The organism is Nonomuraea sp. NPDC051298 (genome assembly GCF_055586305.1).
The window spans coordinates 207,628-230,521 of record NZ_JBVJIM010000013.1 but is presented as its reverse complement, the minus strand read 5'-3'; the positions used below and the strand labels follow the sequence as shown (position 1 = coordinate 230,521).

Annotated in this window: 23 protein-coding genes; 12 read left to right on the top strand and 11 right to left on the bottom strand. The window is 70.5% G+C overall.

The window, feature by feature from the left end; all coding sequences use genetic code 11:
• Positions 1 to 238 precede the first annotated feature (238 nt).
• Positions 239 to 1,216: a glycoside hydrolase family 11 protein gene (locus ACZ6S0_RS32700; protein WP_465923157.1), complete on the top strand. Its 978-nt coding sequence runs from the start codon at positions 239 to 241 to the stop codon at positions 1,214 to 1,216.
• Positions 1,217 to 1,311: 95 nt separating this feature from the next.
• Positions 1,312 to 1,950, top strand: coding sequence for a TetR/AcrR family transcriptional regulator (locus tag ACZ6S0_RS32695; protein WP_344879558.1), 639 nt, complete (start codon positions 1,312 to 1,314; stop codon positions 1,948 to 1,950).
• Here ACZ6S0_RS32695 and ACZ6S0_RS32690 read toward each other — a convergent pair.
• The 7 genes from ACZ6S0_RS32690 to paaA form a co-directional block, all read right to left on the bottom strand.
• Entirely contained in the window at positions 1,938 to 2,786 is an 849-nt protein-coding gene (locus ACZ6S0_RS32690; protein WP_465923156.1) for a 3-hydroxyacyl-CoA dehydrogenase family protein, read from the bottom strand. The two genes, ACZ6S0_RS32695 and ACZ6S0_RS32690, sit on opposite strands and share 13 nt — an antisense overlap.
• On the bottom strand, positions 2,783 to 3,541 hold the full coding sequence (locus tag ACZ6S0_RS32685) for an enoyl-CoA hydratase/isomerase family protein (RefSeq protein ID WP_465923155.1): 759 nt from the start codon (positions 3,539 to 3,541) through the stop codon (positions 2,783 to 2,785). The genes ACZ6S0_RS32690 and ACZ6S0_RS32685 overlap by 4 nt, the downstream gene beginning before the upstream one ends.
• Positions 3,542 to 3,650: 109 nt before the next feature.
• Complete coding sequence (paaE, locus tag ACZ6S0_RS32680) at positions 3,651 to 4,739, bottom strand: 1,2-phenylacetyl-CoA epoxidase subunit PaaE (protein WP_465923154.1); 1,089 nt, start codon at positions 4,737 to 4,739, stop codon at positions 3,651 to 3,653.
• Between the two features lies 1 nt (position 4,740).
• Positions 4,741 to 5,307: a 1,2-phenylacetyl-CoA epoxidase subunit PaaD gene (paaD, locus tag ACZ6S0_RS32675; RefSeq protein ID WP_465923153.1), complete on the bottom strand. Its 567-nt coding sequence runs from the start codon at positions 5,305 to 5,307 to the stop codon at positions 4,741 to 4,743.
• Entirely contained in the window at positions 5,304 to 6,221 is a 918-nt protein-coding gene (gene paaC / locus ACZ6S0_RS32670; RefSeq protein WP_465923152.1) for a 1,2-phenylacetyl-CoA epoxidase subunit PaaC, read from the bottom strand. Before paaC ends, paaD begins: the two co-directional genes overlap by 4 nt.
• A gap of 26 nt (positions 6,222 to 6,247) precedes the next feature.
• The gene (gene paaB / locus ACZ6S0_RS32665) at positions 6,248 to 6,541 is read right to left on the bottom strand and encodes a 1,2-phenylacetyl-CoA epoxidase subunit PaaB (RefSeq protein ID WP_344879540.1); all 294 of its coding nucleotides are present in this window, start codon (positions 6,539 to 6,541) and stop codon (positions 6,248 to 6,250) included.
• The gene (gene paaA, locus ACZ6S0_RS32660; RefSeq protein ID WP_465923151.1) at positions 6,538 to 7,536 is read right to left on the bottom strand and encodes a 1,2-phenylacetyl-CoA epoxidase subunit PaaA; all 999 of its coding nucleotides are present in this window, start codon (positions 7,534 to 7,536) and stop codon (positions 6,538 to 6,540) included. Before paaA ends, paaB begins: the two co-directional genes overlap by 4 nt.
• 106 nt (positions 7,537 to 7,642) lie before the next feature.
• On the opposite strand from paaA, the gene paaZ reads away from it, so the two are divergent.
• The 5 genes from paaZ to ACZ6S0_RS32635 all read left to right on the top strand — a co-directional run bounded on the left by paaZ (position 7,643) and on the right by ACZ6S0_RS32635 (position 14,106).
• A complete protein-coding gene (paaZ, locus tag ACZ6S0_RS32655; protein ID WP_465923150.1) occupies positions 7,643 to 9,700 on the top strand; it encodes a phenylacetic acid degradation bifunctional protein PaaZ in 2,058 nt (685 codons plus the stop codon).
• Positions 9,697 to 10,197 (top strand): Lrp/AsnC family transcriptional regulator, encoded by a 501-nt coding sequence (locus ACZ6S0_RS32650; protein WP_465923149.1) that lies wholly within the window; start codon positions 9,697 to 9,699, stop codon positions 10,195 to 10,197. Before paaZ ends, ACZ6S0_RS32650 begins: the two co-directional genes overlap by 4 nt.
• A gap of 171 nt (positions 10,198 to 10,368) precedes the next feature.
• Positions 10,369 to 11,466, top strand: a complete 1,098-nt coding sequence (pdhA, locus tag ACZ6S0_RS32645) for a pyruvate dehydrogenase (acetyl-transferring) E1 component subunit alpha (RefSeq protein ID WP_465923148.1) — start codon at positions 10,369 to 10,371, stop codon at positions 11,464 to 11,466.
• Position 11,467: 1 nt separating this feature from the next.
• Positions 11,468 to 12,484 carry an alpha-ketoacid dehydrogenase subunit beta gene (locus ACZ6S0_RS32640; protein WP_465923147.1) on the top strand — a complete coding sequence of 339 codons (1,017 nt, stop codon included), beginning with the start codon at positions 11,468 to 11,470 and terminating at the stop codon, positions 12,482 to 12,484.
• Positions 12,481 to 14,106: a dihydrolipoamide acetyltransferase family protein gene (locus ACZ6S0_RS32635; RefSeq protein WP_465923146.1), complete on the top strand. Its 1,626-nt coding sequence runs from the start codon at positions 12,481 to 12,483 to the stop codon at positions 14,104 to 14,106. The genes ACZ6S0_RS32640 and ACZ6S0_RS32635 overlap by 4 nt, the downstream gene beginning before the upstream one ends.
• Positions 14,107 to 14,466: 360 nt before the next feature.
• On the opposite strand, the gene ACZ6S0_RS32630 is transcribed toward ACZ6S0_RS32635, so the two are convergent.
• On the bottom strand, positions 14,467 to 14,736 hold the full coding sequence (locus tag ACZ6S0_RS32630; RefSeq protein ID WP_465923145.1) for a hypothetical protein: 270 nt from the start codon (positions 14,734 to 14,736) through the stop codon (positions 14,467 to 14,469).
• A gap of 532 nt (positions 14,737 to 15,268) precedes the next feature.
• Between ACZ6S0_RS32630 and ACZ6S0_RS32625 the strand changes: the two genes are divergently transcribed.
• From ACZ6S0_RS32625 to ACZ6S0_RS32605, 5 genes are all read left to right on the top strand, one after another.
• Positions 15,269 to 17,998, top strand: a complete 2,730-nt coding sequence (locus ACZ6S0_RS32625; protein ID WP_465923144.1) for a collagen-like triple helix repeat-containing protein — start codon at positions 15,269 to 15,271, stop codon at positions 17,996 to 17,998.
• Positions 17,999 to 18,044: 46 nt separating this feature from the next.
• Entirely contained in the window at positions 18,045 to 18,890 is an 846-nt protein-coding gene (locus tag ACZ6S0_RS32620) for a hypothetical protein (protein WP_465923143.1), read from the top strand.
• A gap of 264 nt (positions 18,891 to 19,154) precedes the next feature.
• Positions 19,155 to 19,340 carry a hypothetical protein gene (locus ACZ6S0_RS32615; RefSeq protein ID WP_465923142.1) on the top strand — a complete coding sequence of 62 codons (186 nt, stop codon included), beginning with the start codon at positions 19,155 to 19,157 and terminating at the stop codon, positions 19,338 to 19,340.
• Between the two features lie 681 nt (positions 19,341 to 20,021).
• On the top strand, positions 20,022 to 20,807 hold the full coding sequence (locus tag ACZ6S0_RS32610) for a barstar family protein (protein WP_465923141.1): 786 nt from the start codon (positions 20,022 to 20,024) through the stop codon (positions 20,805 to 20,807).
• Positions 20,808 to 21,087: 280 nt separating this feature from the next.
• Positions 21,088 to 21,876, top strand: a complete 789-nt coding sequence (locus ACZ6S0_RS32605; protein ID WP_465923140.1) for a barstar family protein — start codon at positions 21,088 to 21,090, stop codon at positions 21,874 to 21,876.
• 128 nt (positions 21,877 to 22,004) lie between these two features.
• Here ACZ6S0_RS32605 and ACZ6S0_RS32600 read toward each other — a convergent pair whose 3' ends face one another.
• The 3 genes from ACZ6S0_RS32600 to ACZ6S0_RS32590 are packed head-to-tail and all read right to left on the bottom strand — an operon-like array spanning position 22,005 to position 22,813.
• Positions 22,005 to 22,346, bottom strand: a complete 342-nt coding sequence (locus ACZ6S0_RS32600; protein ID WP_465923139.1) for a hypothetical protein — start codon at positions 22,344 to 22,346, stop codon at positions 22,005 to 22,007.
• A 33-nt stretch (positions 22,347 to 22,379) separates the two neighbouring features.
• Positions 22,380 to 22,604, bottom strand: coding sequence for a type II toxin-antitoxin system HicA family toxin (locus tag ACZ6S0_RS32595; RefSeq protein WP_465923138.1), 225 nt, complete (start codon positions 22,602 to 22,604; stop codon positions 22,380 to 22,382).
• Positions 22,604 to 22,813 (bottom strand): hypothetical protein, encoded by a 210-nt coding sequence (locus ACZ6S0_RS32590; protein WP_465923137.1) that lies wholly within the window; start codon positions 22,811 to 22,813, stop codon positions 22,604 to 22,606. The genes ACZ6S0_RS32595 and ACZ6S0_RS32590 overlap by 1 nt, the downstream gene beginning before the upstream one ends.
• Between the last annotated feature and the right edge of the window lie 81 nt (positions 22,814 to 22,894).

Sequence of the window (22,894 nt, the reverse complement as noted above, 5' to 3'; positions counted from 1 at the left end):
GCCGGGCTGGAGCCCGACGATTCTGGCCTGTGCCGCTGTCGTTCACGCGGCGGCACTTCCTTACCCAGAGGAACCCGCTGGCACCGCCGAGAAACGTTCACCGCCACCGCCCGCCCCACCTGCCAGGTTTCAGGGACGTTTCCCCGATCGTTGACAACCCGTCGGGACGATCCGATACTTTCGCAACTACACCGATAGTTTCGGATCCTGCCAGCCTTCACGAGAAGGAGGCACGCACATGACCGACGCCACCGCCCGCCCCCGCAACCGCGCCAGGACGCTGCTCGGCCGTGTCCGCGTCGTCGCCGCGGCCTTCGTCGTGGCCCTGGCGACGACGCCCGGCATCGCCCACGCCGCCCCCGTCACCTCCAACCAGACCGGCACGAACAACGGGTACTTCTACTCGTTCTGGACCGACAGCCCAGGCTCGGTCTCCATGGAGCTCGGCTCCGGCGGCAACTACAGCACCTCGTGGCGCAACACCGGCAACTTCGTCGCGGGGAAGGGCTGGAACCCCGGCGGACGCAGGACGGTGAGCTATTCGGGCAGCTTCAACCCGTCCGGCAACGCGTACCTGACGCTCTACGGGTGGACGAGGAACCCGCTCGTCGAGTACTACGTCGTCGACAACTGGGGCACCTACCGGCCCACCGGGACCTACAAGGGCACCGTCACCAGCGACGGCGGCACGTACGACGTCTACCAGACGACGCGCTACAACGCCCCCTCCATCGAGGGCACCAGGACGTTCAACCAGTACTGGAGCGTCCGGCAGCAGAAGAGGACCGGCGGGACCATCACCTCGGGCAACCACTTCGACGCCTGGGCCCGCTACGGCATGAGCCTCGGCGGCCACGACTACATGATCCTCGCGACCGAGGGATACCAGAGCAGCGGCAGCTCGAACATCACCGTGGGCGGCTCCCCCGGCGGCGGTGGCGGGGGTGGCGGCGGGTGCACCGCCACGCTCTCCGCCGGCCAGCAGTGGAGCGACCGGTACAACCTCAACGTCTCGGTCAGCGGCTCCAGCGACTGGACCGTGACGATGAACGTGCCGTCCCCGGCGAAGATCCTGGCCACCTGGAACGTCAGCGCCTCCTACCCCAGCGCCCAGGTGCTGACCGCCCGGCCCAACGGCAACGGCGACAACTGGGGCGTGACGATCCAGCACAACGGCAACCACACCTGGCCGACGGTCTCCTGCGCCGCGGGCTGACCACAGGACGGCGGCGACGGCCGCCGTCCCCGCGCTCCTGGTCGCCCTTCGGCGCCCTGGTCAAGGCGGCAGCCGGCGCGTGAGATGCTGCAAAGGTGACGACGATCGGACCCGCCGAACCGGCCCCGCGCCGCCGGCGTGGCCGTCCCGGCTACGACCAGCCGGCGATCCTGCGTACCGCGATCGAGCTGTTCAACCGCAGGGGCTACGACGCCACGAGCATGGGCGACCTGGCCAGGGAGCTGGGGCTGACCAAGCCGGCCATCTACCACCACGTCACGAGCAAGGAGCAGTTGCTCGGCGAGGCGCTGGCCGACGCCCTCGACGAGCTGACGTCCGTCGTGACCGAGGCGTCCGGCGAGCGCGACGGGGTCAGCGCCTACCAGCGCCTGCGCGAGGTGGTGCGGCGCAGTGTCGAGGTGCTCGTGGCGCACCAGCCGTCCGTCACGCTCCTGCTGCGGGTGCGCGGCAACAGCGAGGTCGAGCTGGCCGCGCTGGAGCGGCGGCGCTGGCTCGACGACCGCCTGGCCGCGCTCGTCGCGGACGCCGTCGCGGAGGGCTCGCTGCGCGACAACGTGCCACCGGCGCTGGTGAGCCGGTTGCTGTTCGGGATGGTGAACTCGCTGGTGGAGTGGTACCGGCCGGACGGGGCCTACGATCACGCGGTGGTCGCCGACGCGATCACCGCCATCGCCTTCGACGGCCTGGCCCGCCACGAGGCTCACCAGGTGTAGAAGCCCTGGCCGGTCTTGCGGCCCAGGTGCCCGGCCGCGACCAGGTCGCGCAGGACGCGCGGCGGCTCGAAGCGCGGGCCCAGCTCGCGCGCCAGGTGCTCGGCGATGGCGAGCCGCACGTCGAGGCCCACGAGGTCGGTCGTGCGCAGCGGCCCGGTCGGGTGGCGGTAGCCGAGGGTCATCGCCGTGTCGATGTCGGCCGCGCTCGCGACCCCCTCCTCCAGCATCCTCATCGCCTCCAGCGCCAGGCAGACCCCGAGCCTGCTGCTGGCGAACCCGGGCGAGTCGATCACGGTGATGGGCGTCTTGCCGAGCGCCGCCACCCATCCCTGGGCCCTCGTCACGAGCCCCGGGTCCGTTCGCGGCGCGGCGACGATCTCGACGAGGTCGCTCACCGGGACGGGGTTGAAGAAGTGCAGCCCGAGAAAGCGTTCCGGCGACTTCAGTGCGGCCGCGAGCCCGTCGAGGGACAGGCTGCTGGTGTTGGAGGCGAGCACGGCCGACGGCGCCCGCCGCTCGGCGACGGCCAGCACCTCGGCCTTGAGCGCCGCGTCCTCGGGCACGGCCTCGACGACCAGCTCGCAGCCCGCCAGCCCGCCGGGGTCGGCCGTCGTGCGCAGCCGGGCCAGCGCCCGCTCGACCGGCTCGCCGAGCGCGCCCCTGGCGTGGGCCTTGGCCAGGGTGTCGCCCACTCGGGCCGCGGCTGCGGCGGCCGTCTCGGCGGTGCTCTCGACGATCACCACGTGGCCGCCCGCGACGAGGAACGCGTGCGCGATCCCGGCCCCCATCCGTCCGCCGCCGTAGATCCCCACCGTGCGCGGGAGGTCACCGTTCATCGCGTACGTCCTTCCCCGCGGCGGCGCTCCAGGAACGCCGTCATCCGCGCGTGCTTCTCCTCGGTCTCGAACAGCACCGCCTGCGCCAGGTCGTCCACGAACGGGTGGGCCTGCCGCGGGGCGTGGAAGACGGCCTTCATGAGCCGGGTGGCCAGGGGCGCCTGCGCGGCCACGCGGTCGGCGAGCCGGTGCCCGGCGGCCGTCAGCTCCGCGGGCTCCACGACCTCGTTGAGCAGCCGTACGGCGTGCGCCTCCGCGGCGTCGAGCACGCGGCCCGCGAGCAGGATCTCCTTGGCCAGCGGCTCCCCCACCAGCTCGGCGAGCCGCCAGGCCGCGCCGGCGGCGGCGAGGATGCCCAGGCCGGTCTCCGGGTTGCCGATGCGGGTGCGCGGGGTGCCGATCCGGAAGTCGCAGGCGTAGGCGAGTTCGGCCCCGCCGCCGAGCGCGTACCCGTCGAGCAGGGCCACGGTCGGCATGGGCAGCCGGTGGATCCGGTCGAAGATCTTGGAGTTGATGCCGCGCAGCGCGTCGTCCCTGCCGCGCTCGCGGAGCTGGGCGATGTCGGCCCCGGCGGCGAAGGTGGTGCCCTCACCGGCGATCAGGACGATCCTCGGCTCCTCCTCGGCGGCGGCGCAGGCGGCGTGGAGGGCGTCGACCAGCTCCCGGTCGATCGCGTTGCGGACCTCGGGACGGTTGAGCCGCCACACGACCCGGTCGGCGCCCTCCTCGACGACCAGGCTCGCCCCGGCGCTCATGGGCGCTCCCCGGGCGAGGCGTCCCCTGGCGGGACGACGCCCGGCGTCCGCACGCCGGTGATCACGAAGGCTTGGGTCACGCGGGGCTCCTCTGGGTCGGGAAAGGGGTTCAGGCGTCGTAGTCGACGGTGACGCCGTCGCCGTCCGGGAACGTCTGGCAGGTCAGCACGAACCCGGCGGCCACCTCGGCCGGTTCGAGCGCGTAGTTGCGCCGCATGTCGACCTCGCCCGCGCGGACGAGGGCACGGCACGTCCCGCAGACGCCGCCCTTGCAGGCGAACGGCAGGTCGGAGCGGGTGGCCTGGGCGCCGTCGAGGATCGTCGACTCCCGGGAGACGGGCGCGGTCGCGCGTACGCCGTCGAGCACGGTCGTCAGCTCGGTCGTCGCGCCGGTCAGGACGCCCTCCTCGGCCCGGCGCGGCCTGGGCGGGGGCTCGTCGACGTAGAACAGCTCGACGTGCACGCGGCCGGCGGGGACGCCGAGCCCGGCGAGCACCGTACGCGCGTCCTGGACCATCTCCAGCGGGCCGCACAGCCAGACGTGGTCGAACACCTCGACCGGCACCAGGCTGGTGAGCAGGCGGCGCAGCCGGTCGCCGTCGAGCCGTCCCGAGAGCAGCTCGACGTCGCGCGGTTCGCGGGAGAGCGTGTGGACCACCTGGAGGCGGGGGCCGTAGCGGTTCTTCAGGTCGCCCAGCTCCTCGGTGAACATGACGGTGCGGCTGGTGCGGTTGCCGTACAGGAGTGACACCTGGGCGCCGGGGTGGGTGAGCACCGTGGCGGCGACGGAGAGCATCGGGGTGATGCCCGATCCGGCGGCCACGCACAGGTGGCGCTCGCCCAGGGCCGGGTCCGCCCGCCAGGAGCCGCCGGGGGCCTGTGCCTCGACGCGCGTGCCGGGGGTCACCTCGCGGACGAGCCAGGAGGAGAACAGCCCGCCGGGGATCTCGCGGACGCCGATCCTGGGCGCGGCGCCGGCCGGGGCGCAGATGGAGTAGGAGCGGCGGTGCTCGCGGCCGTCGATGACGCGGCGCAGGGTGAGCGACTGGCCGGCCCGGAAGGCGAACGCGTCCCGCAGCTCCTCGGGGACGGCGAACGTGATCGCGGCGGCGTCCTCGCACAGGCGGTCCACCGCGGTGACCGTCAGCGGGTGGAAGGCGGTCCTGGCGGGCGCGGTGCCGGGCGCGAGCGCGGTCATGTCAGATCTCCTTGACGTGCTCGAAAGGTTCGAGGCAGTCGGTGCAGGTGTAGAGGGCCTTGCAGGCGGTGGCGCCGAACTCCGAGACCAGCCGGGCGGCGGCCGACCCGCAGCGGGGGCAGGCCAGGCGCCGCCGGACGGGGCCGAGCGAGAGGCGCACCGGGCCGGTCCGCCGGGGCGCCGGGCCCGGGACCGACAGACCGGCCGCGCGCAGGGCGTCGCGGCCCCGTTCCGAGATCCAGTCGCTGGACCATGGCGGGTCGAGGACGATCCGCACCTCGACGTGCGGGAAGCCGGCCGCGTTCAGCCGGTGGACGAGGTCGTCGCGCATGGTCGCGAGGGCCGGGCAGCCGGTGTAGGTGGGGGTGATGGAGGCGATGACGACCTCGGCGCCGCTCGCGTCCCGTGCCACCTCGAGGTCGCGCAGCACGCCCAGGTCCGCCAGGGTCAGCATCGGCATCTCGGGGTCGCGTACCTGGCGGGCGACCTCGGCGGCGCGCTCCCGCGTACGGGCGCCGGGCGCACCGCCCGGCGACGGCCCGGACGCGCCCGGGGAGGGGGCGGTCACCAGCGCCCGCTCGGGTGTGCGCGGGCGACCACCTGCATCTCGGCGAGCAGCAGGCTGAGTGCCTCGGTGTGCAGGCCGTCGCGGCCCGTCCGGCCGCCGACCCCGGCCAGCGGCGCGTGCTCGGGACGGTCCACGCCGCTCACCGCGAGCACCTGGGCGAGGACGGCGTCCACCTCGTCGCGGACGGACTCGGGGTCCACGCCGGCACCGGCCCGCGCGAGCGACCGTTCGAGCGGGTGCGAGGAGACCAGCTCCGCCTGGTACGGCCACAGCGCGTCGAGCGCGGCGACCAGCCTGCGGCGCGACTCCTCGGTGCCCCGCGCCAGGGTGAGGAACCAGCGTCCCGCCCAGTCGCGGTGGTAGGCGATCTCCTTGACCCCCTTGGCCGCCACCGCCGCGAGCACGCCGTCGCCGCTCGTCCGCAGCCGCTCCAGCAGCGCCAGCCGCGCCGCGGAGAACAGCAGCAGCCGGACCACCACGTGCGCGAAGTCGCCGTTGGCCACCTCCACCAGCCGTACGTTGCGAAAGCGCCCGGCGTCGCGGAAGAAGGCCAGCGCGTCCTCGGCGGGCACCGGCGAGCCCGCGGGCAGGCCGGGCACGACGGAGGGGTCTGCGGCGGCGGCCCGCGCCAGCAGCAGGCGGGCCTGCCCGAGCAGGTCGAGCGCCATGTTCGCGAGCGCGATGTCCTCTTCGAGATCGGGCGCCCTGCTGCACCACTCCGCCAGGCGCTGCGCCATGACGAGGGCGTCGTCGCCGAGCATGAGGCAGTACGCGGCCAGCTCGGCCCCGTCCACGCCGGCCGGGGTCGTGGCGTCGATCCCGGCCAGGGGGTCCTCGAAGTCGGTGCCGAAGGCCCACTGGGAGGAGTCGCCGCCGATCAGGCCGTCGAAGATGCTGCCGTGTTCGTCGCTCATCGTGCTCTGCTTCCGATCGGGGTGCCTCAGATGTGCGGCACGTCGCCGGGGATCTCGTAGAACGTCGGGTGCCGGTAGACCTTGTCGCCGCTGGGCGCGAACAGGGGGTCCTTCTCGTCGGGGCTGGAGGCGGTGATGGCGTCGGCCCGTACGACCCAGATGCTCACGCCCTCGTTGCGCCGGGTGTAGACGTCGCGGGCGTGCCGTACGGCCATCGTGTCGTCGGGGGCGTGCAGGGAGCCGACGTGCACGTGGTTGAGCCCGCGTTTGCCGCGTACGAACACCTCGTAGAGCGGCCACTCCCGCCGGTCGGCGCTCATCGCCCGCCCTCCCCGGTCGTGGCGGGGGCCGCGGCCGCGGCCCGGTCGTGGGCCGAGCGCTCCGCGAACGCCGTCGCCGCCTCGCGCACCCAGGCGCCCTCCTCGTGGGCGGCGCGGCGGTGGGCCAGCCGCTGGGCGTTGCACGGCCCGTCCCCGCGGATCACGGCGGCCAGCTCGGCCCAGTCGGGCTCGCCGAAGTCGTGGTGGCCGCGCTCCTCGTTCCAGCGCAGGGCGGGGTCGGGCAGCGTGACGCCGAGGGCCTCGGCCTGCGGGACGGTCATGTCCACGAACTTCTGCCGCAGCTCGTCGTTGGAGTTGCGCTTGATGCCCCACGCCATCGACCGTTCGCTGTTGGGCGACCGGGTGTCCGGCGGGCCGAACATCATCAGCGAGGGCCACCAGAACCGGTCCACCGACTCCTGGACCATGGCGCGCTGCTCGCTCGTGCCGCGCATCATGGTCATGAGCAGCTCGTAGCCCTGCCGCTGGTGGAACGACTCCTCCTTGCAGATCCGGATCATGGCGCGGCCGTACGGGCCGTAGGAGGTGCGGCAGAGCGGCACCTGGTTGCAGATCGCGGCGCCGTCCACGAGCCAGCCGATCGTGCCGACGTCGGCGTAGGAGAGCGTGGGGTAGTTGAAGATCGAGGAGTATTTCTGCCGGCCGGTGAGCAAGAGTTCGGTCAGCTCGGCGCGGGAGACGCCCAGGGTCTCGCAGGCGGCGTACAAATAGAGTCCGTGCCCGGCCTCGTCCTGCACCTTGGCCAGCAGGATCGCCTTGCGGCGCAGCGACGGGGCGCGGCCGATCCAGTTGCCCTCGGGCTGCATGCCGATGATCTCGGAGTGCGCGTGCTGGGCGATCTGGCGGACGAGGGTCCTGCGGTAGGGGTCCGGCATCCAGTCCCGGGGCTCGATGCGGTCGTGGCGCGCGATCGTGGCGTCGAACGCGGCCTGCAGCCGTCCCTCCTGGTCCGGCCGGGCCGGAGTGGTCGTCATCTTTCCTCCGGGACATCGGGCTCATTTACTTATCGCTCGGTCAGTAATAAGGTCGCACATGGTACGGCGTCCGCGCAACGGGGTCGCCCCGCGGAGAGGAGACAGGGTGAGCACGCTGCTGGAGAGCTACGCCGCCGGACGCTGGTTCCGGGCGGCCGACGAGGGAGAGCCACTGCTCGACGCCGCCACCGGCGAGGAGGTCGCGCGGATCTCCAGCCGGGGCCTCGACGTCCCCGCGATGGTCCGGCACGCCCGCGAGACGGGCGGCCCCGCGCTGCGGTCGCTGACCTTCCACGAGCGGGCCGCGCTGCTCAAGGCGCTGGCCAAGCACCTGAACGAGCACAAGGACGAGCTGTACGCCCTGTCGGTGCGCACCGGCGCCACCGCCCGCGACACGGCGATCGACGTGGACGGCGGCATCGGCACCCTGTTCAGCTACGCGAGCAGGGGCGTGCGCGAGCTGCCGAACGACACGATCGTGCTGGACGGCGGCCTGGAGCGGCTGGGCAAGGGCGGCACCTTCGTCGCCCGCCACCTGTACGCCTCCCGGCCCGGCGTCGCCGTCCAGATCAACGCCTTCAACTTCCCCGTCTGGGGCATGCTGGAGAAGCTCGCCCCGGCGTTCCTGGCGGGGCTGCCCTCGATCGTCAAGCCCGCGAGCCAGACCGCCTACCTCACCGAGGCGGCGGTCCGGCTGATCATCGGGTCGGGGATCCTGCCCGAGGGCACGCTCCAGCTCCTCGCGGGCGGCGCCGGCGGGCTGCTCGACGCGCTGACGGTCCAGGATTCCGTGGCCTTCACCGGCTCGGCGCACACCGCGGGCATCCTGCGCCGCCACCCGAACGTGCTCGACGGCGGCGTGCAGCTCGGCGTGGAGGCCGACTCGCTCAACTGTTCGATCCTCGGCCCCGACGTGCGGCCGGACGATCCGGAGTTCGACCTGTTCGTCAAGGGCGTCGTGACCGAGATGACGGTCAAGGCCGGGCAGAAGTGCACCGCCATCCGCCGCGTGCTCGTGCCGGGACCGGTGGCGGAGTCGGTGGTCGAGGCGCTGGCCGCGCGCCTGGCGAAGGTGACCGTCGGCGACCCGCGCAACCCGGACGTCCGCATGGGCGCCCTGGCCAGCCTCGGCCAGCGCGACGAGGTGCGCAAGGCCGTCGAGGCGCTGACCGCGAGCGCCGAGGTCGTCGCGGGCGGCCCGGCGGGCACCCTGGGGGGCGCGACCCTGCTCGACGCGGACCCGGTGCACGGCGCGTTCATGACCCCGCTCCTGCTGCGCGCCCGGCGGGGGGCCGCCGCGCCGCACGACGTGGAGCCGTTCGGCCCGGTGAGCACCGTGCTCGCCTACGACGGCCTCGACGAGGCGGTCGAGCTGGCCGCCCGGGGCCGGGGCAGCCTGGTCGCCTCCGTCGCCACCCACGACCCCGAGGTCGCGCGGGCGGTCGTGCTCGGGCTCGCGCCGTGGCACGGCCGGGTCCTCGTGCTGGACCGCGACGACGCCAAGGAGTCCACGGGGCACGGCTCTCCCCTGCCCGTGCTCGTGCACGGCGGGCCGGGACGGGCCGGTGGCGGCGAGGAACTGGGCGGGATCCGGGGCGTGCTGCGGCACATGCAGCGCACCGCCGTCCAGTCCTCCCCCGACCTGCTCACCGCGGTCACCCGCCACTGGACGACCGGCGCGGCGCGCGACGAGTCCGGCGTGCACCCGTTCCGCAAGTCCCTGGCGGAGCTGCGGATCGGCGACACGATCGCGTCCGCGCCCCGGACGGTCTCGCTCGCCGACATCGACCACTTCGCCGAGTTCACCGGCGACACCTTCTACGCCCACACCGATCCCGAGGCCGCCGCCCGCAACCCGCTGTTCGGCGGCATCGTGGCGCACGGCTATCTCGTGGTGTCGCTGGCCGCCGGGCTCTTCGTCGACCCGGCGCCCGGCCCGGTCCTGGCGAACTTCGGCGTCGACTCCCTGCGTTTCCTCACCCCCGTGAAGGCGGGGGACGCCATCGCGGTGACGCTCACCGTCAAGCAGATCACGCCGCGCAGCGGCGCCGACTACGGGGAGGTGCGCTGGGACGCCGTCGTCACCAACCAGGACGGCACCCCTGTCGCCACCTACGACGTGCTCACCCTGGTGGCCAAGACCTGGCCGGCGGCGGACGGGTGACGTCCGCGGCAGGAGGGGAGGGCTGGCCGGAGCCCTCCGCCGCCCGCCTCGACGAGGTCGACCGCGCGATCATCGCCGAGTTGCTGCGCGACGGCCGGATGTCGGTGCGGACCCTGGCCGAGCGCGTCCACATCTCGCGCGCCAGCGCCTACGCCCGGCTCACCCGGCTCATGGACGACGGGGTGATCACCGGTTTCTCGGCCCAGCTCGCGCCGCACAAGGCCGGGCTGGGCACCAGCGCGTACGTCTCGCTCACCATCGAGCAGAACTCCTGGCGTCAGGTCTCGGCCAGGCTCAAGGACATCACCTACGTCGAGCACTTCGCCATGGTCGGCGGCGACTACGACGTGCTGGCGCTGGTCAGGACGCCGGACAACGCGGCGCTGCGACAGGTGGTCCTGGAGCGCATCCAGGACATCCCGGGCGTGCGCGGCACCCGTACGTGGCTGGTCTTCGACGAGGCCCGGGGTCGAGGCGCCGGGTGGGGCAAGGTCTGAACGCGGCAGAACGTCCGGCCCGATCCTCACCGACGCTCCCACGGATCTACATTTGGCCCGCTTTGAGGTCGAATATGGCCATTTGTCGCCCTTTGTACCCAATGTCTTGAGCAAATGGGCAGCGAGGCGGACGCTTGCCTTGTCAAACGTCCAGCGAAAGCGAGCGTCGCCATGTCCCTTGCTCAAGTGGTCGACGGCCTTCTCCCCGCGCCCGTCCCGGTACGCTTCGTCGCCGAGGACGGCACCCCCGTCGACCCGCCCCCCGCCTACCCCGCGCCGCCGGACGGCCACCTGCTGGAGGGCTACCGCCGGATGGTCGTGGGCCGCCGCTTCGACCGCCAGGCGACCGCGCTGACCAAACAGGGCAGGCTCGCCGTCTACCCCTCCAGCCGGGGACAGGACGCCTGCCAGGTCGCCGGGGTGCTCGCGCTGCGCGAGGACGACTGGCTGTTCCCGACGTACCGCGACTGCGTGGCCCTGGTCGCCCGCGGCCTCGACCCGGTCGAGGTGCTCACCCTGCTGCGCGGCGACTGGCACTGCGGCTACGACCCCGTGGCCACGCGCGTCGCGCCCCAGTGCACGCCGCTGGCCACCCAGACCGTCCACGCGGTGGGCATGGCCGAGGCGCTGCGCCGCAAGGGCGAGGACGCGGTCGTGATGGCCTTCATCGGCGACGGCGGCACCAGCGAGGGCGACTTCCACGAGGCGCTCAACTACGCCGCCGTCCTGCGCTCCCCCGTCGTGTTCTTCGTCCAGAACAACAAGTACGCGATCTCGGTGCCGCTGGCCCGGCAGAGCGCCGCCCCCGCACTGGCGTACAAGGGGGTCGGGTACGGTGTGCGGTCCGAGCAGGTGGACGGCAACGACCTGGTCGCGGTGCTGTCCGTGCTGACCGCCGCCGTACGGCACGCGCGGGAGGGCGGCGGGCCGTTCCTGGTGGAGGCGCACACGTACCGGATGGACCCGCACACCAACGCCGACGACGCCACCCGCTACCGGGACAGCGAGGAGGTCGAGCGGTGGGAGGCGGCCGACCCGATCGCCCGGCTGGAGACCTACCTGCGCGGGCGCGGACTGCTGGACGCCGACGGCGTCGCCGCCGCGCACCGGGCCGCCGAGGAACTGGCCGCCGGGCTGCGCGACCGGATGAACGCCGACCCGCGCACCGACCCGCTGGAGCTGTTCGACCACGTCTTCGCCGAGCCCACGCCGCAGTTGCGCGAGCAGCGCGCGCTGCTGGCGTCCGAGCTGAACGCGGCGGAGGGCTGACATGACCGTGATCTCGATGGCCCAGGCGCTGAACCTCGCACTGCGGGACGCGCTGCGCGAGGACGAACGCGTACTCGTCTTCGGCGAGGACGTGGGCCCGCTCGGCGGCGTCTTCCGCATCACCGACGGGCTGACCAAGGAGTTCGGCGAGGAGCGGTGCTTCGACACGCCGCTGGCCGAGTCGGGGATCGTGGGGCTGGCCGTGGGCATGGCGATGGGCGGGTTCCGTCCGGTGGTGGAGATGCAGTTCGACGCCTTCGCCTACCCGGCCTTCGAGCAGATCGCCTCGCACGTCGCCAAGACGCGCAACCGCACCCGCGGGCGGCTGTCACTGCCGATGGTGATCCGCATCCCGTACGCCGGGGGTATCGGCGGGGTCGAGCACCACTGCGACTCCAGCGAGGCGTACTACGCCCACACGCCGGGGCTGAAGGTGGTGACGCCCGCGACGCCGGACGACGCGTACTGGCTGCTGCGCGACGCCGTCGCCGACCCCGACCCGGTCGTCTTCATGGAGCCCAAGCGGCTGTACTGGGCCAAGGACGAGACCGCGCTCGGCAAACGGCACGCCGCCGGCTTCGGCCGGGCGGCGATCCGGCGGCGGGGGCGCGACGCGACGCTCGTCGCGTACGGGCCGGGCGTGTCCGTCGCGCTGCAGGCGGCCGAGGCGGCGGCCCTCGAGGGCGTCTCGCTGGAGGTGGTGGACCTGCGCACCATCGTCCCGTTCGACGACGAGACCGTGGTGTCCTCGGTACGCAGGACCGGCCGGTGCGTGGTGGTCCAGGAGGCGCAGGGGTTCGCGGGGGTGGGCGCCGAGATCGCGGCCCGCGTCCAGGAGCGCTGCTTCCACTCGCTGGCCGCGCCCGTGCTGCGCGTCACGGGCTTCGACATCCCCTACCCCCCGCCGAAACTCGAGCACTCGCACCTGCCGGACGTCGACCGCGTGCTCGACGCGGTCGACCGGCTGCAGCTCGGCGACGAGCCCGACGTCCTGCACCTGGCCCGGGAGGCGTCATGACCGGCACGGCCACGGCGCGGGTGTTCCACCTGCCCGACCTCGGGGAGGGGCTGACCGAGGCCGAGATCGTCGACTGGAAGGTGTCCGTGGGCGACACGGTCGAGGTCGACCAGATCGTGGTGGAGGTGGAGACCGCCAAGGCGGCGGTGGAGGTGCCGGTGCCGTACGCGGGGACCGTACTGGCGCTGCACGCCCCGACGGGCGCGGTCCTGTCGGTGGGCGCCGCGCTCATCGAGGTCGGCACTGCCGGGTCCGGGGCGGGGGCCGACGATCCGGCGGCGGCGCGTTATCGGGAGGAGGAGCGGGCTGGCTCCGGCAACGTCCTGATCGGCTACGGCACCGGCCACGCGACGGGCCGCCGCCGACGCCGCCGTGCCACCGCCCCAACTGCCCCCTCCGCCCCCATCGCCCCAATTGCCCCCATCATCCCACCCGCCCCCGCCACCTCAACTGCCCCCATCACCCCAGCCGCCCCCGCCGCCGGCCCGATCCCCCACCCCCGGGCCCCGGGGCCCCGGTCTCCTGCCGGACCTCAGCCACCGGTCACCGTGCCGGAGGAGGGGCAGGCGCCGCTGGTGATCTCCCCGCTGGTCCGCAGGATCGCCCGCGAGCACGAACTCGACCTCGCCACCGTCCGCCCCAGCGGGCCGCACGGAATGATCCTGCGCCGAGACGTCGAGGAGGCCATCGCCGACACCGCGTCCGAAACGGCCCGCGAACACCCGACGCCCGAGACACCCCACGCCCATACCCACGCGACGACCGACGCGGCACGCGCGCATTCCCACGCGACGACCGACGCGGCTCTTACGCATTCCCGCGCGACGACCGAGGCGGCACGCGCGCGTTCCCGGACGGACCCCGAGGCGGCACGCGCGTCTTCCCGGACGGAGCCCGAGGCGGCGCCCGCACATCCCCTCACCCCACCCGGGGTGGAACGCATTCCGCTGCGCGGGCTGCGGCGCGCGGTGGCCGAGAAGATGAGTCGCAGCCGCAGCGAGATCCCCGACGCCACGACCTGGGTGGACGCCGACGCCACCGCGCTGCTCGAAGCGCGCGCGGCGCTGCGGCAGGCCCGCCCCGATCTCGGCATCGGCCTGCTCGCCCTGCTGGCCCGCATCTGCGTGGACGGCCTGCGGCGCTTCCCCGAGCTGAACTCCACGGTCGACACCGCCCGCTCCGAGATCGTCCGGTACGGGCACGTCAACCTCGGCTTCGCCGCGCAGACCGACCGCGGCCTCGTCGTACCGGTGATCAGGGACGCCCACCTGATGACCACCGCCCGGCTCGCCACGGAGCTGGCCCGGCTCACCGGCCTGGCCCGCTCGGGCAAGCTGCCCCCGGAGTCCCTGACCGGAGGGACGTTCACGCTCAACAACTACGGGGTCTTCGGCGTGGACGGGTCCACCCCCATCATCAACCACCCCGAGGCGGCGCTGCTCGGCGTCGGCCGCGTCATCGACCGGCCCTGGGTGACCGGCGGCGCCGTCACGGCCCGCAAGATCACGCAGCTCTCCCTCACCTTCGACCACCGGGTCTGCGACGGGGGCGTGGCCGGTGGGTTCCTGCGCCACGTGGCCGACTGCGTGGAGAACCCAGCGATCCTGCTCGCCGACTTCTGAGCGGCCGAACACCCAACCACCCCGACAACGAGCCCAGAATCCGGCCCCCGGACCCTGGACCCCGGACCTCGGACCTCGGAGCCCAGAGCCCGGAGCCCGGAACCCGGACCTCGGAACCCGAAGCCTGCGGCCCGGAGCCCGGACCTCGGAACCCTGACCCCTGACGCCGTCCAGGCTCGTCACAACGAGGTCGCGCCGGACGGTTCGACCTCGCAGGAGGAGACGGCGGGCGGCGGGCGGCCACCCCACCGCCACCCGCCGCCCGCCGCCTCCTCCGTCGCCTGAGCACCGCCCGGATCGGTACCGGGCCCGGTCAGCCAGACCTGGCCAGTACCAGACCCAGGCCAGCGGCGAGGCCGGTCAGTAGTAGAGGGACAGGAGGTAGCCGGGGCTGTCCCAGTCACACTTCCACTTCTGCGCCTTGCCCGCGTTGACCGCGTACGCCCCGACGGACGCGCACGTGTAGTACTCCTTGTAGACCTGGTACGGGTGCCACGAGGCGGCGTTGGCGGGCGTGCCGGTGGCGACGACGGCGGCGGCCATGACGCCGGCCAGCACGGCCAGGGCCTGCGCGGGCCTGCGCAGCAGAGCGAGCTTGCCGCGTGGGGTGTGAGTGCGGGTGTGAGACATGGTGATGTCCTCCACGGTGTGAGGTTCCGCCTGGCTAAATGCCGGGTGACTCGCGATCAGCATCCGCCCGCCCGCCACACGGCCACTACACGGCGGCTACAGGACTACGGCAGAGAGCACCCGTCCCTGGCACGGACAGCGCGATCGGGACCCACCAGTTCCTCGGGTCGGGGAGGTCCGGAGCCACCTGATCGGCGTCCGCACGACACCGATAAATTCGCATTTCTCCACAAAGGCGTCACACCCCAACGCAACCGATTCCCATAAGAGCGAAGCGCACGATCTGCCCCATTCACAGAATCCGCAATCGCCCGATCCACCCTTCTCGATCACCTCAAAACGCCACCCGCAGAGGAGCTGCGAGCAAAGAAAAAATCGCTGGTCATTGGGCTTCGGCAGACTTACGATGGGCATCCGCTTCGCGATTTACGCGTTGCCACTCCGGCCAAATGGGATATAAGGGGGAAATTCAGTGACGCAGCCGGTGCTCGACAATTCTGCGCGAGAAATACTCAAAGGCACTCTCGTTCCTGTGCAGGTCTCCGTGCCCAGCGGCGACGGGGGTGGCGGCATCGTCAAGCTGGGCGCGCTCCGGCAGTTGGAGCTGGCTCCCGGCGACGTGGATGCCGTGCTCGACCGGCTGCGGCGGCCTGCCGAGCCCGACAGCCCCGGCGAGCCGAGCGACTCAGGCGAGCCGAGCGACTCAGGCGAGCCGAGCGACTCAGGCGAGCCGAGCAATTCCGGCTTGCCGAGCGACTCCGGCGAGCCTGTCGAGGCCGGTGATCCGGAGTTCCCAGGGGCGACGATCGATGTGCTCAGGGCGTTCGAGGGTGGGATCGTGGCGCTCGGGCGGCCCGATGCGGTGGCGGTCGCGCGGATCCCGGCGTCCGAGCTGGCGCGTTTCGCCGAGGCCCTCGTCGAGGTGCGGACCGAGCGGCTGCGCGGGGCCGAGGCGGCGCGCGCCGCGGAGATGGCGCGCGCCGCCGCGGAAGCCCGCACCGCGGACGAGACCGCCGACGTGGCGCGGGCCGTCCAGGCGCTCAACGCGGGCGTCGTCGCGCTGCGCGGCCTGGCCCTCTACACCGGCACGCCGCCCATCGGCATGCTCAACCTCGAACGCATCGAGATGGTGCCGATCGGCATCCAGCGCGGCGAACTGGTCGCGACCATCCCTCTGGCCCCCGGCGAGGAGACCGCGGTCACGCACAAGGAGTGGTCGGTCACCACGAAAGAGTTCACCACGATCGTCACCGACGAGCTGGAAGAGGTCAGCGAGACCGGCGTCACCGACAACACCGACCTGGCGCAGTCGACGTCCTCGCAGAGCCAGCACTCCAACCAGTTCAACATCACCGGAACGGTCCAGGGCGGCATCCCGATCATCTCCGGCTCCAGCACCTCCAGCTTCACGGCGCAGGACTCCGAGTCCGAGTCCGCCACCGAGAGCATCAAGCACGCGCGGGCCACCACCCAGAAGGCGTCGTCGCGCTCGCGGCGCGAGCACAAGGTGACCATCTCCACCACGACGGTCACCGGAGCGTCCGAGACCTCGACGCGCATACTGAAGAACACCCAGAAGGACCCCATCCGGATCGACTACTTCAGCCTCATGCGCAAGTGGCGGGTCCGGCTCTACCGCTACGGGCTGCGCCTGACGTACGACCTGGTGGTGCCCGAGCCGGGGGCGGCGATGCGGCGCGCGTACGCCGAACTCGACCGGCTCCACGCGATGCAGCGGCCCTTCGAGTTCACGGTCAAGCCCTCCGACGTGACCATCGAGATCGTCGACAAGGACGGCAACCCCGCGGGCCCGACCACGCCCGTGGCGGAGCGCAAGCCGAAATACCTCTGGCTGGCCGAACGCCACGGCGTCACGGTGCGCCCCTACCCGGAGGAGCCGACGCCGCTGACGCCGAGCGCCCACGTGGGCACGAGCGGCGGTTGGTGGTTCCTCGACCTGGAGTTCGAGGTCCCCGGCGGCACCCGCATCAAGGAGGTGCGGCTCAACGCCCAGATCGGCAAGGACGACGAGGACGACAAGATGAACTTCGACGTCATCGGCGCCCACAACGAGCCGCAGTGGCGAGAGCTGAGCAACGCGCTGATCATCCGCGACCACCGCGTCCTGGCGCCCGGCGGCGTGCTGCCCTTCCTGCAGGGTTTCACCGGGCGGCAGAAGGTCACGTTCTTCTTCCACCACTCCGAGGACGTCTACGTCGGCCTCGTGGTGCACCTGGAGCACACGTCCGCGGCCATCGAGCAGTGGCGCGTCGAGGTCTGGAACGCCCTCTACAACGCCGCGCAGACCCGCTACTTCGCCCAGCAGGAGGACATCGTCGGCCGCATCGCCGCCATCGAGGACCGGCTGACCGGCGTCGACACGCTCACCCTGCGGCGCGAGGAGAGCGACGAGATCATGAAGTGCGTCCTGCGGTTCGTCCTCGGGCCCGACTTCGACTTCATGCCGGACGAGGTCCTCAAGGCGTTCGTCGCGGCCGGGGTCGACGTCGAGCACGGCATCGGCTTCGACGGTTCGAGCCTCGGCCTGCTGCCCGAGCAGTGGACCACCCTGCGCCGCCACGAAGACCTCATCCGCTTCATCAACCAGGCCATCGAGTGGGAGAACGTGGTGACGTTCCTCTACTCCTACTTCTGGGACGTGCCGCCGAGCTGGCCGTTCATCCGGCAGCTCCGCCACCCCGACCCCAACCGGCAGGCGTTCCTGCGCGCGGGCAGCGCGCGGATCGTGCTCACCGTGCGCAAGGGCTGGGAGGAGCGCTGGATGCGCTTCGCCGAGGGCGGCTCGATCGGGGCGGGGGTGCCGGAGCCGTACCTGACGATCGCGAAGGAGATCGCCGCCTACGACGACCGCAACTATCCGGGCATCCCCCCGGCCAACCCCGGGCGGGCGGCGGTGCACCTGCAGGACTCCGTGTACACGACGTTCCGCGTGGATGTCGAGCCGAGCGCGAGGCCGGTGAACATCAGGGTCGCCGGCAGCGCGGGCTTCGTGGTCGGGCTGCCGGTCGTCATCGACGCCTACGACGAGCGCCGGGTCCAGGAACGGCAGCTCGTCGTGGCGGTCCCCGACTCGACGCACATCACGGTGGCCCGGCTCGACTTCGCCCACGAGGGCTCGCAGGCGCCCGTTCCGGTGCTCCAGCCGGGCGAGAAGGGCGCGCTGGTCGCCGAGTGGCACGAGTACACGCCGTCGTCCGGCACCGACATCGCCGTCACCTCCAATCTCACCTCCATCGCCTGAGGAGAGCGGGCGCGTGAGCTATTTTTGCTTTGAACGGAGCCCGGAGGTGCGGCTGTCGCGGCTGACGCTCGCCGTCGGCGAGGAGGCTCAGTCGATCCTGTGGCGCGGCGAGGGGCCCGACGACGTCGTGCACTCTGCGCTGTTCGACCACGATCGCACGCTGGTGTTCGCCGACGAGACGAAGGTCTCCTACGTGCCGCCCCACCCCTACCGCAGGTGGCAGATCACGGGCAAGGCACCGGGGTCCGGGCGCATCGAGGCGATCTACATGCCGCGTACGGGGGCTCTCGTACGGCTCGGGCGGATCGACCTCGACGTCCGGCTGGAGCCCGACATGGAGGCGGACCTCGTCTACACCGGGAAGTTCCTGCTGTGGCGCAGGTCCGTGCCGTCGGCGCTGCGGGCGAAGGGCCCGCTGCTGTTCCACGCCACGTCGGGGCTGATGGGGTCGCAGATCGTCCTGATGCAGTCGGGCTACAACCAGGGCCCGCTGCCCGAGGGGCTCTACTCGTTCTTCACCCATGTCGATCCCAAGCAGAACTCGGTGGAGGCGGCGAACAAACGCGGCGACCACGCCGCCTCCAACCACGAGGAGGGCATCCAATACCTGCCGATCGGCGGCAACGGCCCCGTCTTCCCCGAGTGGGGCACGTTCCGGGTGCGCCTCACGGCGCTGCGGGGCAAGACGTACGGCAGGTCCGGGTTCTGGCTGCACGACTCGCGCAAGGGGTACAGCCACGGGTGCGTCGAGGTCGGGCAGACCACCGACGGCCTCGACTTCTTCTCGGCGCTGCTCATCCACGCGGGCAGCCCCGACCGCAAGCCGAAGCTGACCCTCCGGGTGAAATACTCCTATCCAGAACAGATCACCAGGGGACAGACCCTGCGGTAAGGCCCCCTGCTTCCTACCGGGGAGCTCTCCACGGCTGCTCTTGCAGGTTTCCGCACCAGCGGGTGCTCACGCCAACGGACGCAACAAACCCTCGCCGCCCCGGGAACTGGCACACCACGCATCGACAACGGTCCGATCGCCACGAGACAGGCGCACGCTCCGATCACCCGAGCCGAGACTTCAAGCCGAAGACGGCCCCGCGGCGCGCTTACGCCAAGAACCCGACGCCTAGGAAGACCACCAGGCCGCCGAGGAGCAGCAAAGATGAGCCAAACCAGGCTCGAAGAAATCGAGCCATTCGTCGACAAGTTCTCCATCGCGAATCTCGGCGGGTTCGGCGTAGATTTCGGCAACGTCGACAGCACGGACAATGTCCTCTGCTACAGCCTGACCTCCTGCGACAAGGACGTGGCGGAGGAGATCGGCGAATACCCCCGAACTCGGGCATGACGGAGAGGTGTGCGCCGCCGAAGAGTTTCATCCCCGGCACCCTGGCGTGGATGGCGGACGGCTCTCGCAAGCCGATCGAGCAGATCAAAGCGGGCGAGGAGGTCCCGGCCACCGACCGCACCGAGGCCAGACCGGCCGTCTCGGTGATCACGAGCGAGGGCGTCAAGGATCTCGCTCGGGTCACCACCGAGGTGGACGATGATCCGGGGACGCCGAGGACGTGTTGGGTACGGGCGGGCGAACTGCGGGCTGGCATGTGGTTGCAGACGGCAGCCCGGGACCTCTGTGCAGATCAGCGTGATGGAACGGCGGACGGCCGTCAACGCGTGCACAAACCTGACCGTCGACGTGAGCCACATCTATCGTGTCCTCGCCGGTGACTATTAACGATAAGATACTCGGTAATACCCTCAACGGGCGGGCAACGATGCGCTTGAAGCACGGATTCAGCACCGAGCAGAAAGGCTGGTCCGGCGAGTCGGATAATTTCCCTAACTCACTCGAATGAGAGGTTCCAAGCAGAGGTAATGAGAGAAAACCGGACAGCTATCGGATTCTCAAACCGAGCAATAACCGCGACTACGAATACATGAAGAATCACCGTCGTAACATTGACTCCTTCTCACAGGAAATGCGCAAGATGGAATATTTCACGGGAAGCACTTTTGAAAGGTGTCGAGGATGGCAGAGGTCAAGTATGCGCTCCGTATGCACCGCGGCTCGGAGCGCATCCTTGAGTTCTCCGACATGGACGATTTCTTCGTCAAAACTCGCTCCGCCTACGAGAATTACGAGGATCCGGATGAATCGAGATATCGACTATATTTTGCCGTTAGCGGATTGAGGTCGTCTGGGCGTGAGTGGAATTCCGGTGAGAAGCTGACTCCCAAGGGCGGCGTCTTTCTTGATGTCGTGAACAAAGAAGGGGACAGCATCGGCGGTTACTATCTCTGGAATGTAGAGATCATGTTGGCCTCGCCTGACGATTTCTCAGCGCAGGTGACCGCGAATATCACCTCACTGGCGCATGCCGGGGCCAAGCCCGTATGGGAGGCGTGGCGGGTGGCCCCGCCGGTGGAGAAGAATTTGTGGTGGGACATCCCCGTCGGGCAACGGGAAGGCTGGGTCGAAGCCGCAATGATCAGCAGGATCTCGACGCGTCCCATCGGCCGAGAGATCGTGCTGGACGGCCGGGGAATCAAGGACTTGGCCAGCTTTTTCTGCGCTATCGGCGAGGCCGTGCACGGACCTGGAGGCTATTTCGGAGGGAGCATCTATGGGTTTTTCGATTGCCTGAGACATCTGCCTCGTCTGGACGGCTCGCCACCGACGGTGCGCTGGTCGGATTTCGCCGTCGCCCGGCAGCACCTTTCCAGAACCGTTGATCTGGAGTCTGGCCCCGTCACGTATGTCGATTTCATCCTGGAGATGTTCTCCGATGCGGGCGTCACCGTGGTTTCGGACTAGTCTCGATCATTCGTGATCTTGGTGAGGTCGGTTGACCTCAGTGACTCACGAGGTGGTCGTCCTGCCGACCGGTCTCGCGCGGAAGTGGAAGACGGCCCCGCCGTTGATCTGCACATAGGTCCCGGCCGCCGTCTGCAGCCACATACGGCACCGAATTCTCGGACCGAACAATTACGGCGACTACGGATACACGAACACCCACTATAGAAGAATAGAAACCTTTCCCAAGGAAATGTGCAAGAAGGAATATTTCGAGTAAAATTTTGGGGAGGCGTCAAAGATGACGGAGATCAAGTATATGCTCCGCATCGACCGCAAGTCGGAGCGCATACTGGAATTCTCCGACGTGGACGGCTTCTTCGTCGGAACCCGCTCTGCCTACGAGGATTACGAGTGTCCGGATGAACCACCGAGTCCTCGGTTGTCCCTCGCCGTTCGCGGGTTGAGGGCACCTGCGCGCGAGTGGCGTTCCGGCGAGAAGCTGGCCCTCAAAGGCGACGTTGTCCTTGAAATCGTGAACAAAGAAGGGGACGGTATTGGTGAGTACGATCTCTGGAATGTAGAGATCGTGCCTGCTTCGTCCGACGCGTGCTTGGCACAGGTGGGCGCGAATGTCGTCTGGCTGCCACATACCGGGGCCAAGCCTGTATGGGAGGCGTGGCGGGTGGCCCCGCCGGTGGAGAAGAATTTGTGGTGGGACATCCCCGTCGGGCAACGGGAAGGCTGGGTCGAAGCCGCAATGATCAGCAGGATCTCGACGCGTCCCATCGGCCGAGAGATCGTGCTGGACGGCCGGGGAATCAAGGACTTGGCCAGCTTTTTCTGCGCTATCGGCGAGGCTGTGCACGGACCTGGAGGCTATTTCGGAGGGAGCATCTATGGGTTTTTCGATTGCCTGAGACATCTGCCTCGTCTGGACGGCTCGCCACCGACGGTGCGCTGGTCGGATTTCGCCGTCGCCCGGCAGCACCTTTCCAGAGCCGTTGATCTGGAGTCTGGCCCCGTCACGTATGTCGATTTCATCCTGGAGATGTTCTCCGATGCGGGCGTCACCGTGGTTTCGGACTAGTCTCGATCATTCGTGATCTTGGTGAGGTCGGTTGACCTCAGTGACTCACGAGGTGGTCGTCCTGCTGACCGGTTTCGCGTGGAGGTGGGAAGGCGGCCCCGCCGTGAGGTGGGCGGGGCCGGTGGGGGTCAGGAGATTACCTGGTAGGCGAACTGCACCTCCAGTTCGCTGGCCCCCGTGCTCTCCAGTACGCGGAGTTGGAGGCGTTTGGCGGCCGAGGCGCCGTCCACCACGTACGGCGAGGTCAGGGCGGTGGCCTGGAACGAGGTGGTCGCCCCGGTCGCCGCGCCCCCGGCGCTGTCGCCGTTGGCGTCCAGGCGGACCGCGCAGGTCCCGGTGCCCAGTTTCCTGGACACGCGGATGATGCGCAGCCGTTGGCCGTCGGCGTACAGGAGGTTGGACAGGTCGTGCAGGCCGTCGGCGACGGCGCCGTCGATGCGGGCGGTCAGCCAGCCGTCGATCTGCTGCACGCCCTTGTTGCCGATGACGCGGGTCTGCGCGGTCTACAGCAGGTCGTCCAGCTCGTCCACGGTGATACGGGTCAGGGCCAAGATGTTGCGTAGGGTGCCCTTGGGGAGGTCCTGTCCAGAGTGCACCGGCACGCTGACCACGCGCCCGTCATCATGACGCAAGATGTGGTGACTGCCCCGGACCCGAGCGAGAGTGAATCCGGCCTTCTCCAGAGCGCGGACTACCTGGCCTCCTGGGACGGAGGGAACGGGTGGCATCAGGCGACATCCACCGTCACGGCCACCTCGGGAGACACGCCCACTTCCTCGATCAGCGCGATCAGCGCTTCACGCAGGTCGGCAACCGCAGCCTCGGCAGTGAGGCCGTCGCCCACCGCGCCCACACCGGGCCGCAGTTGCGCACTGGCGCACCAGACCCCGTCCTCGTCCTGCTCCAGAACGTAGGGCACATGCTGGGTTCTGCTCATGGTGTTCAGTGTACGGCTCCCGCCTGCCCCCGGGAGGTCCCTCGATCGGGACCACGATGGTCTCGGTCCCCTGTCCGGCCA

Excerpts from the sequence above, each read along its gene's own strand:
- ACZ6S0_RS32595 (WP_465923138.1), bottom strand. The coding sequence starts at position 22,604 with ATGCCACCCGTTCCCTCCGTCCCAGGAGGCCAGGTAGTCCGCGCTCTG.
- ACZ6S0_RS32605 (WP_465923140.1), top strand. The coding sequence starts at position 21,088 with ATGACGGAGATCAAGTATATGCTCCGCATCGACCGCAAGTCGGAGCGC.
- ACZ6S0_RS32635 (WP_465923146.1), top strand. The coding sequence starts at position 12,481 with ATGACCGGCACGGCCACGGCGCGGGTGTTCCACCTGCCCGACCTCGGG.
- ACZ6S0_RS32590 (WP_465923137.1), bottom strand. The coding sequence starts at position 22,813 with ATGAGCAGAACCCAGCATGTGCCCTACGTTCTGGAGCAGGACGAGGAC.
- paaE (WP_465923154.1), bottom strand. The coding sequence starts at position 4,739 with ATGACCGCGCTCGCGCCCGGCACCGCGCCCGCCAGGACCGCCTTCCAC.
- pdhA (WP_465923148.1), top strand. The coding sequence starts at position 10,369 with ATGTCCCTTGCTCAAGTGGTCGACGGCCTTCTCCCCGCGCCCGTCCCG.
- paaA (WP_465923151.1), bottom strand. The coding sequence starts at position 7,536 with ATGACGACCACTCCGGCCCGGCCGGACCAGGAGGGACGGCTGCAGGCC.
- ACZ6S0_RS32615 (WP_465923142.1), top strand. The coding sequence starts at position 19,155 with ATGAGCCAAACCAGGCTCGAAGAAATCGAGCCATTCGTCGACAAGTTC.
- ACZ6S0_RS32630 (WP_465923145.1), bottom strand. The coding sequence starts at position 14,736 with ATGTCTCACACCCGCACTCACACCCCACGCGGCAAGCTCGCTCTGCTG.
- paaC (WP_465923152.1), bottom strand. The coding sequence starts at position 6,221 with ATGAGCGACGAACACGGCAGCATCTTCGACGGCCTGATCGGCGGCGAC.
- ACZ6S0_RS32610 (WP_465923141.1), top strand. The coding sequence starts at position 20,022 with ATGGCAGAGGTCAAGTATGCGCTCCGTATGCACCGCGGCTCGGAGCGC.
- ACZ6S0_RS32690 (WP_465923156.1), bottom strand. The coding sequence starts at position 2,786 with ATGAACGGTGACCTCCCGCGCACGGTGGGGATCTACGGCGGCGGACGG.
- ACZ6S0_RS32640 (WP_465923147.1), top strand. The coding sequence starts at position 11,468 with ATGACCGTGATCTCGATGGCCCAGGCGCTGAACCTCGCACTGCGGGAC.
- ACZ6S0_RS32685 (WP_465923155.1), bottom strand. The coding sequence starts at position 3,541 with ATGAGCGCCGGGGCGAGCCTGGTCGTCGAGGAGGGCGCCGACCGGGTC.
- paaB (WP_344879540.1), bottom strand. The coding sequence starts at position 6,541 with ATGAGCGCCGACCGGCGGGAGTGGCCGCTCTACGAGGTGTTCGTACGC.
- ACZ6S0_RS32700 (WP_465923157.1), top strand. The coding sequence starts at position 239 with ATGACCGACGCCACCGCCCGCCCCCGCAACCGCGCCAGGACGCTGCTC.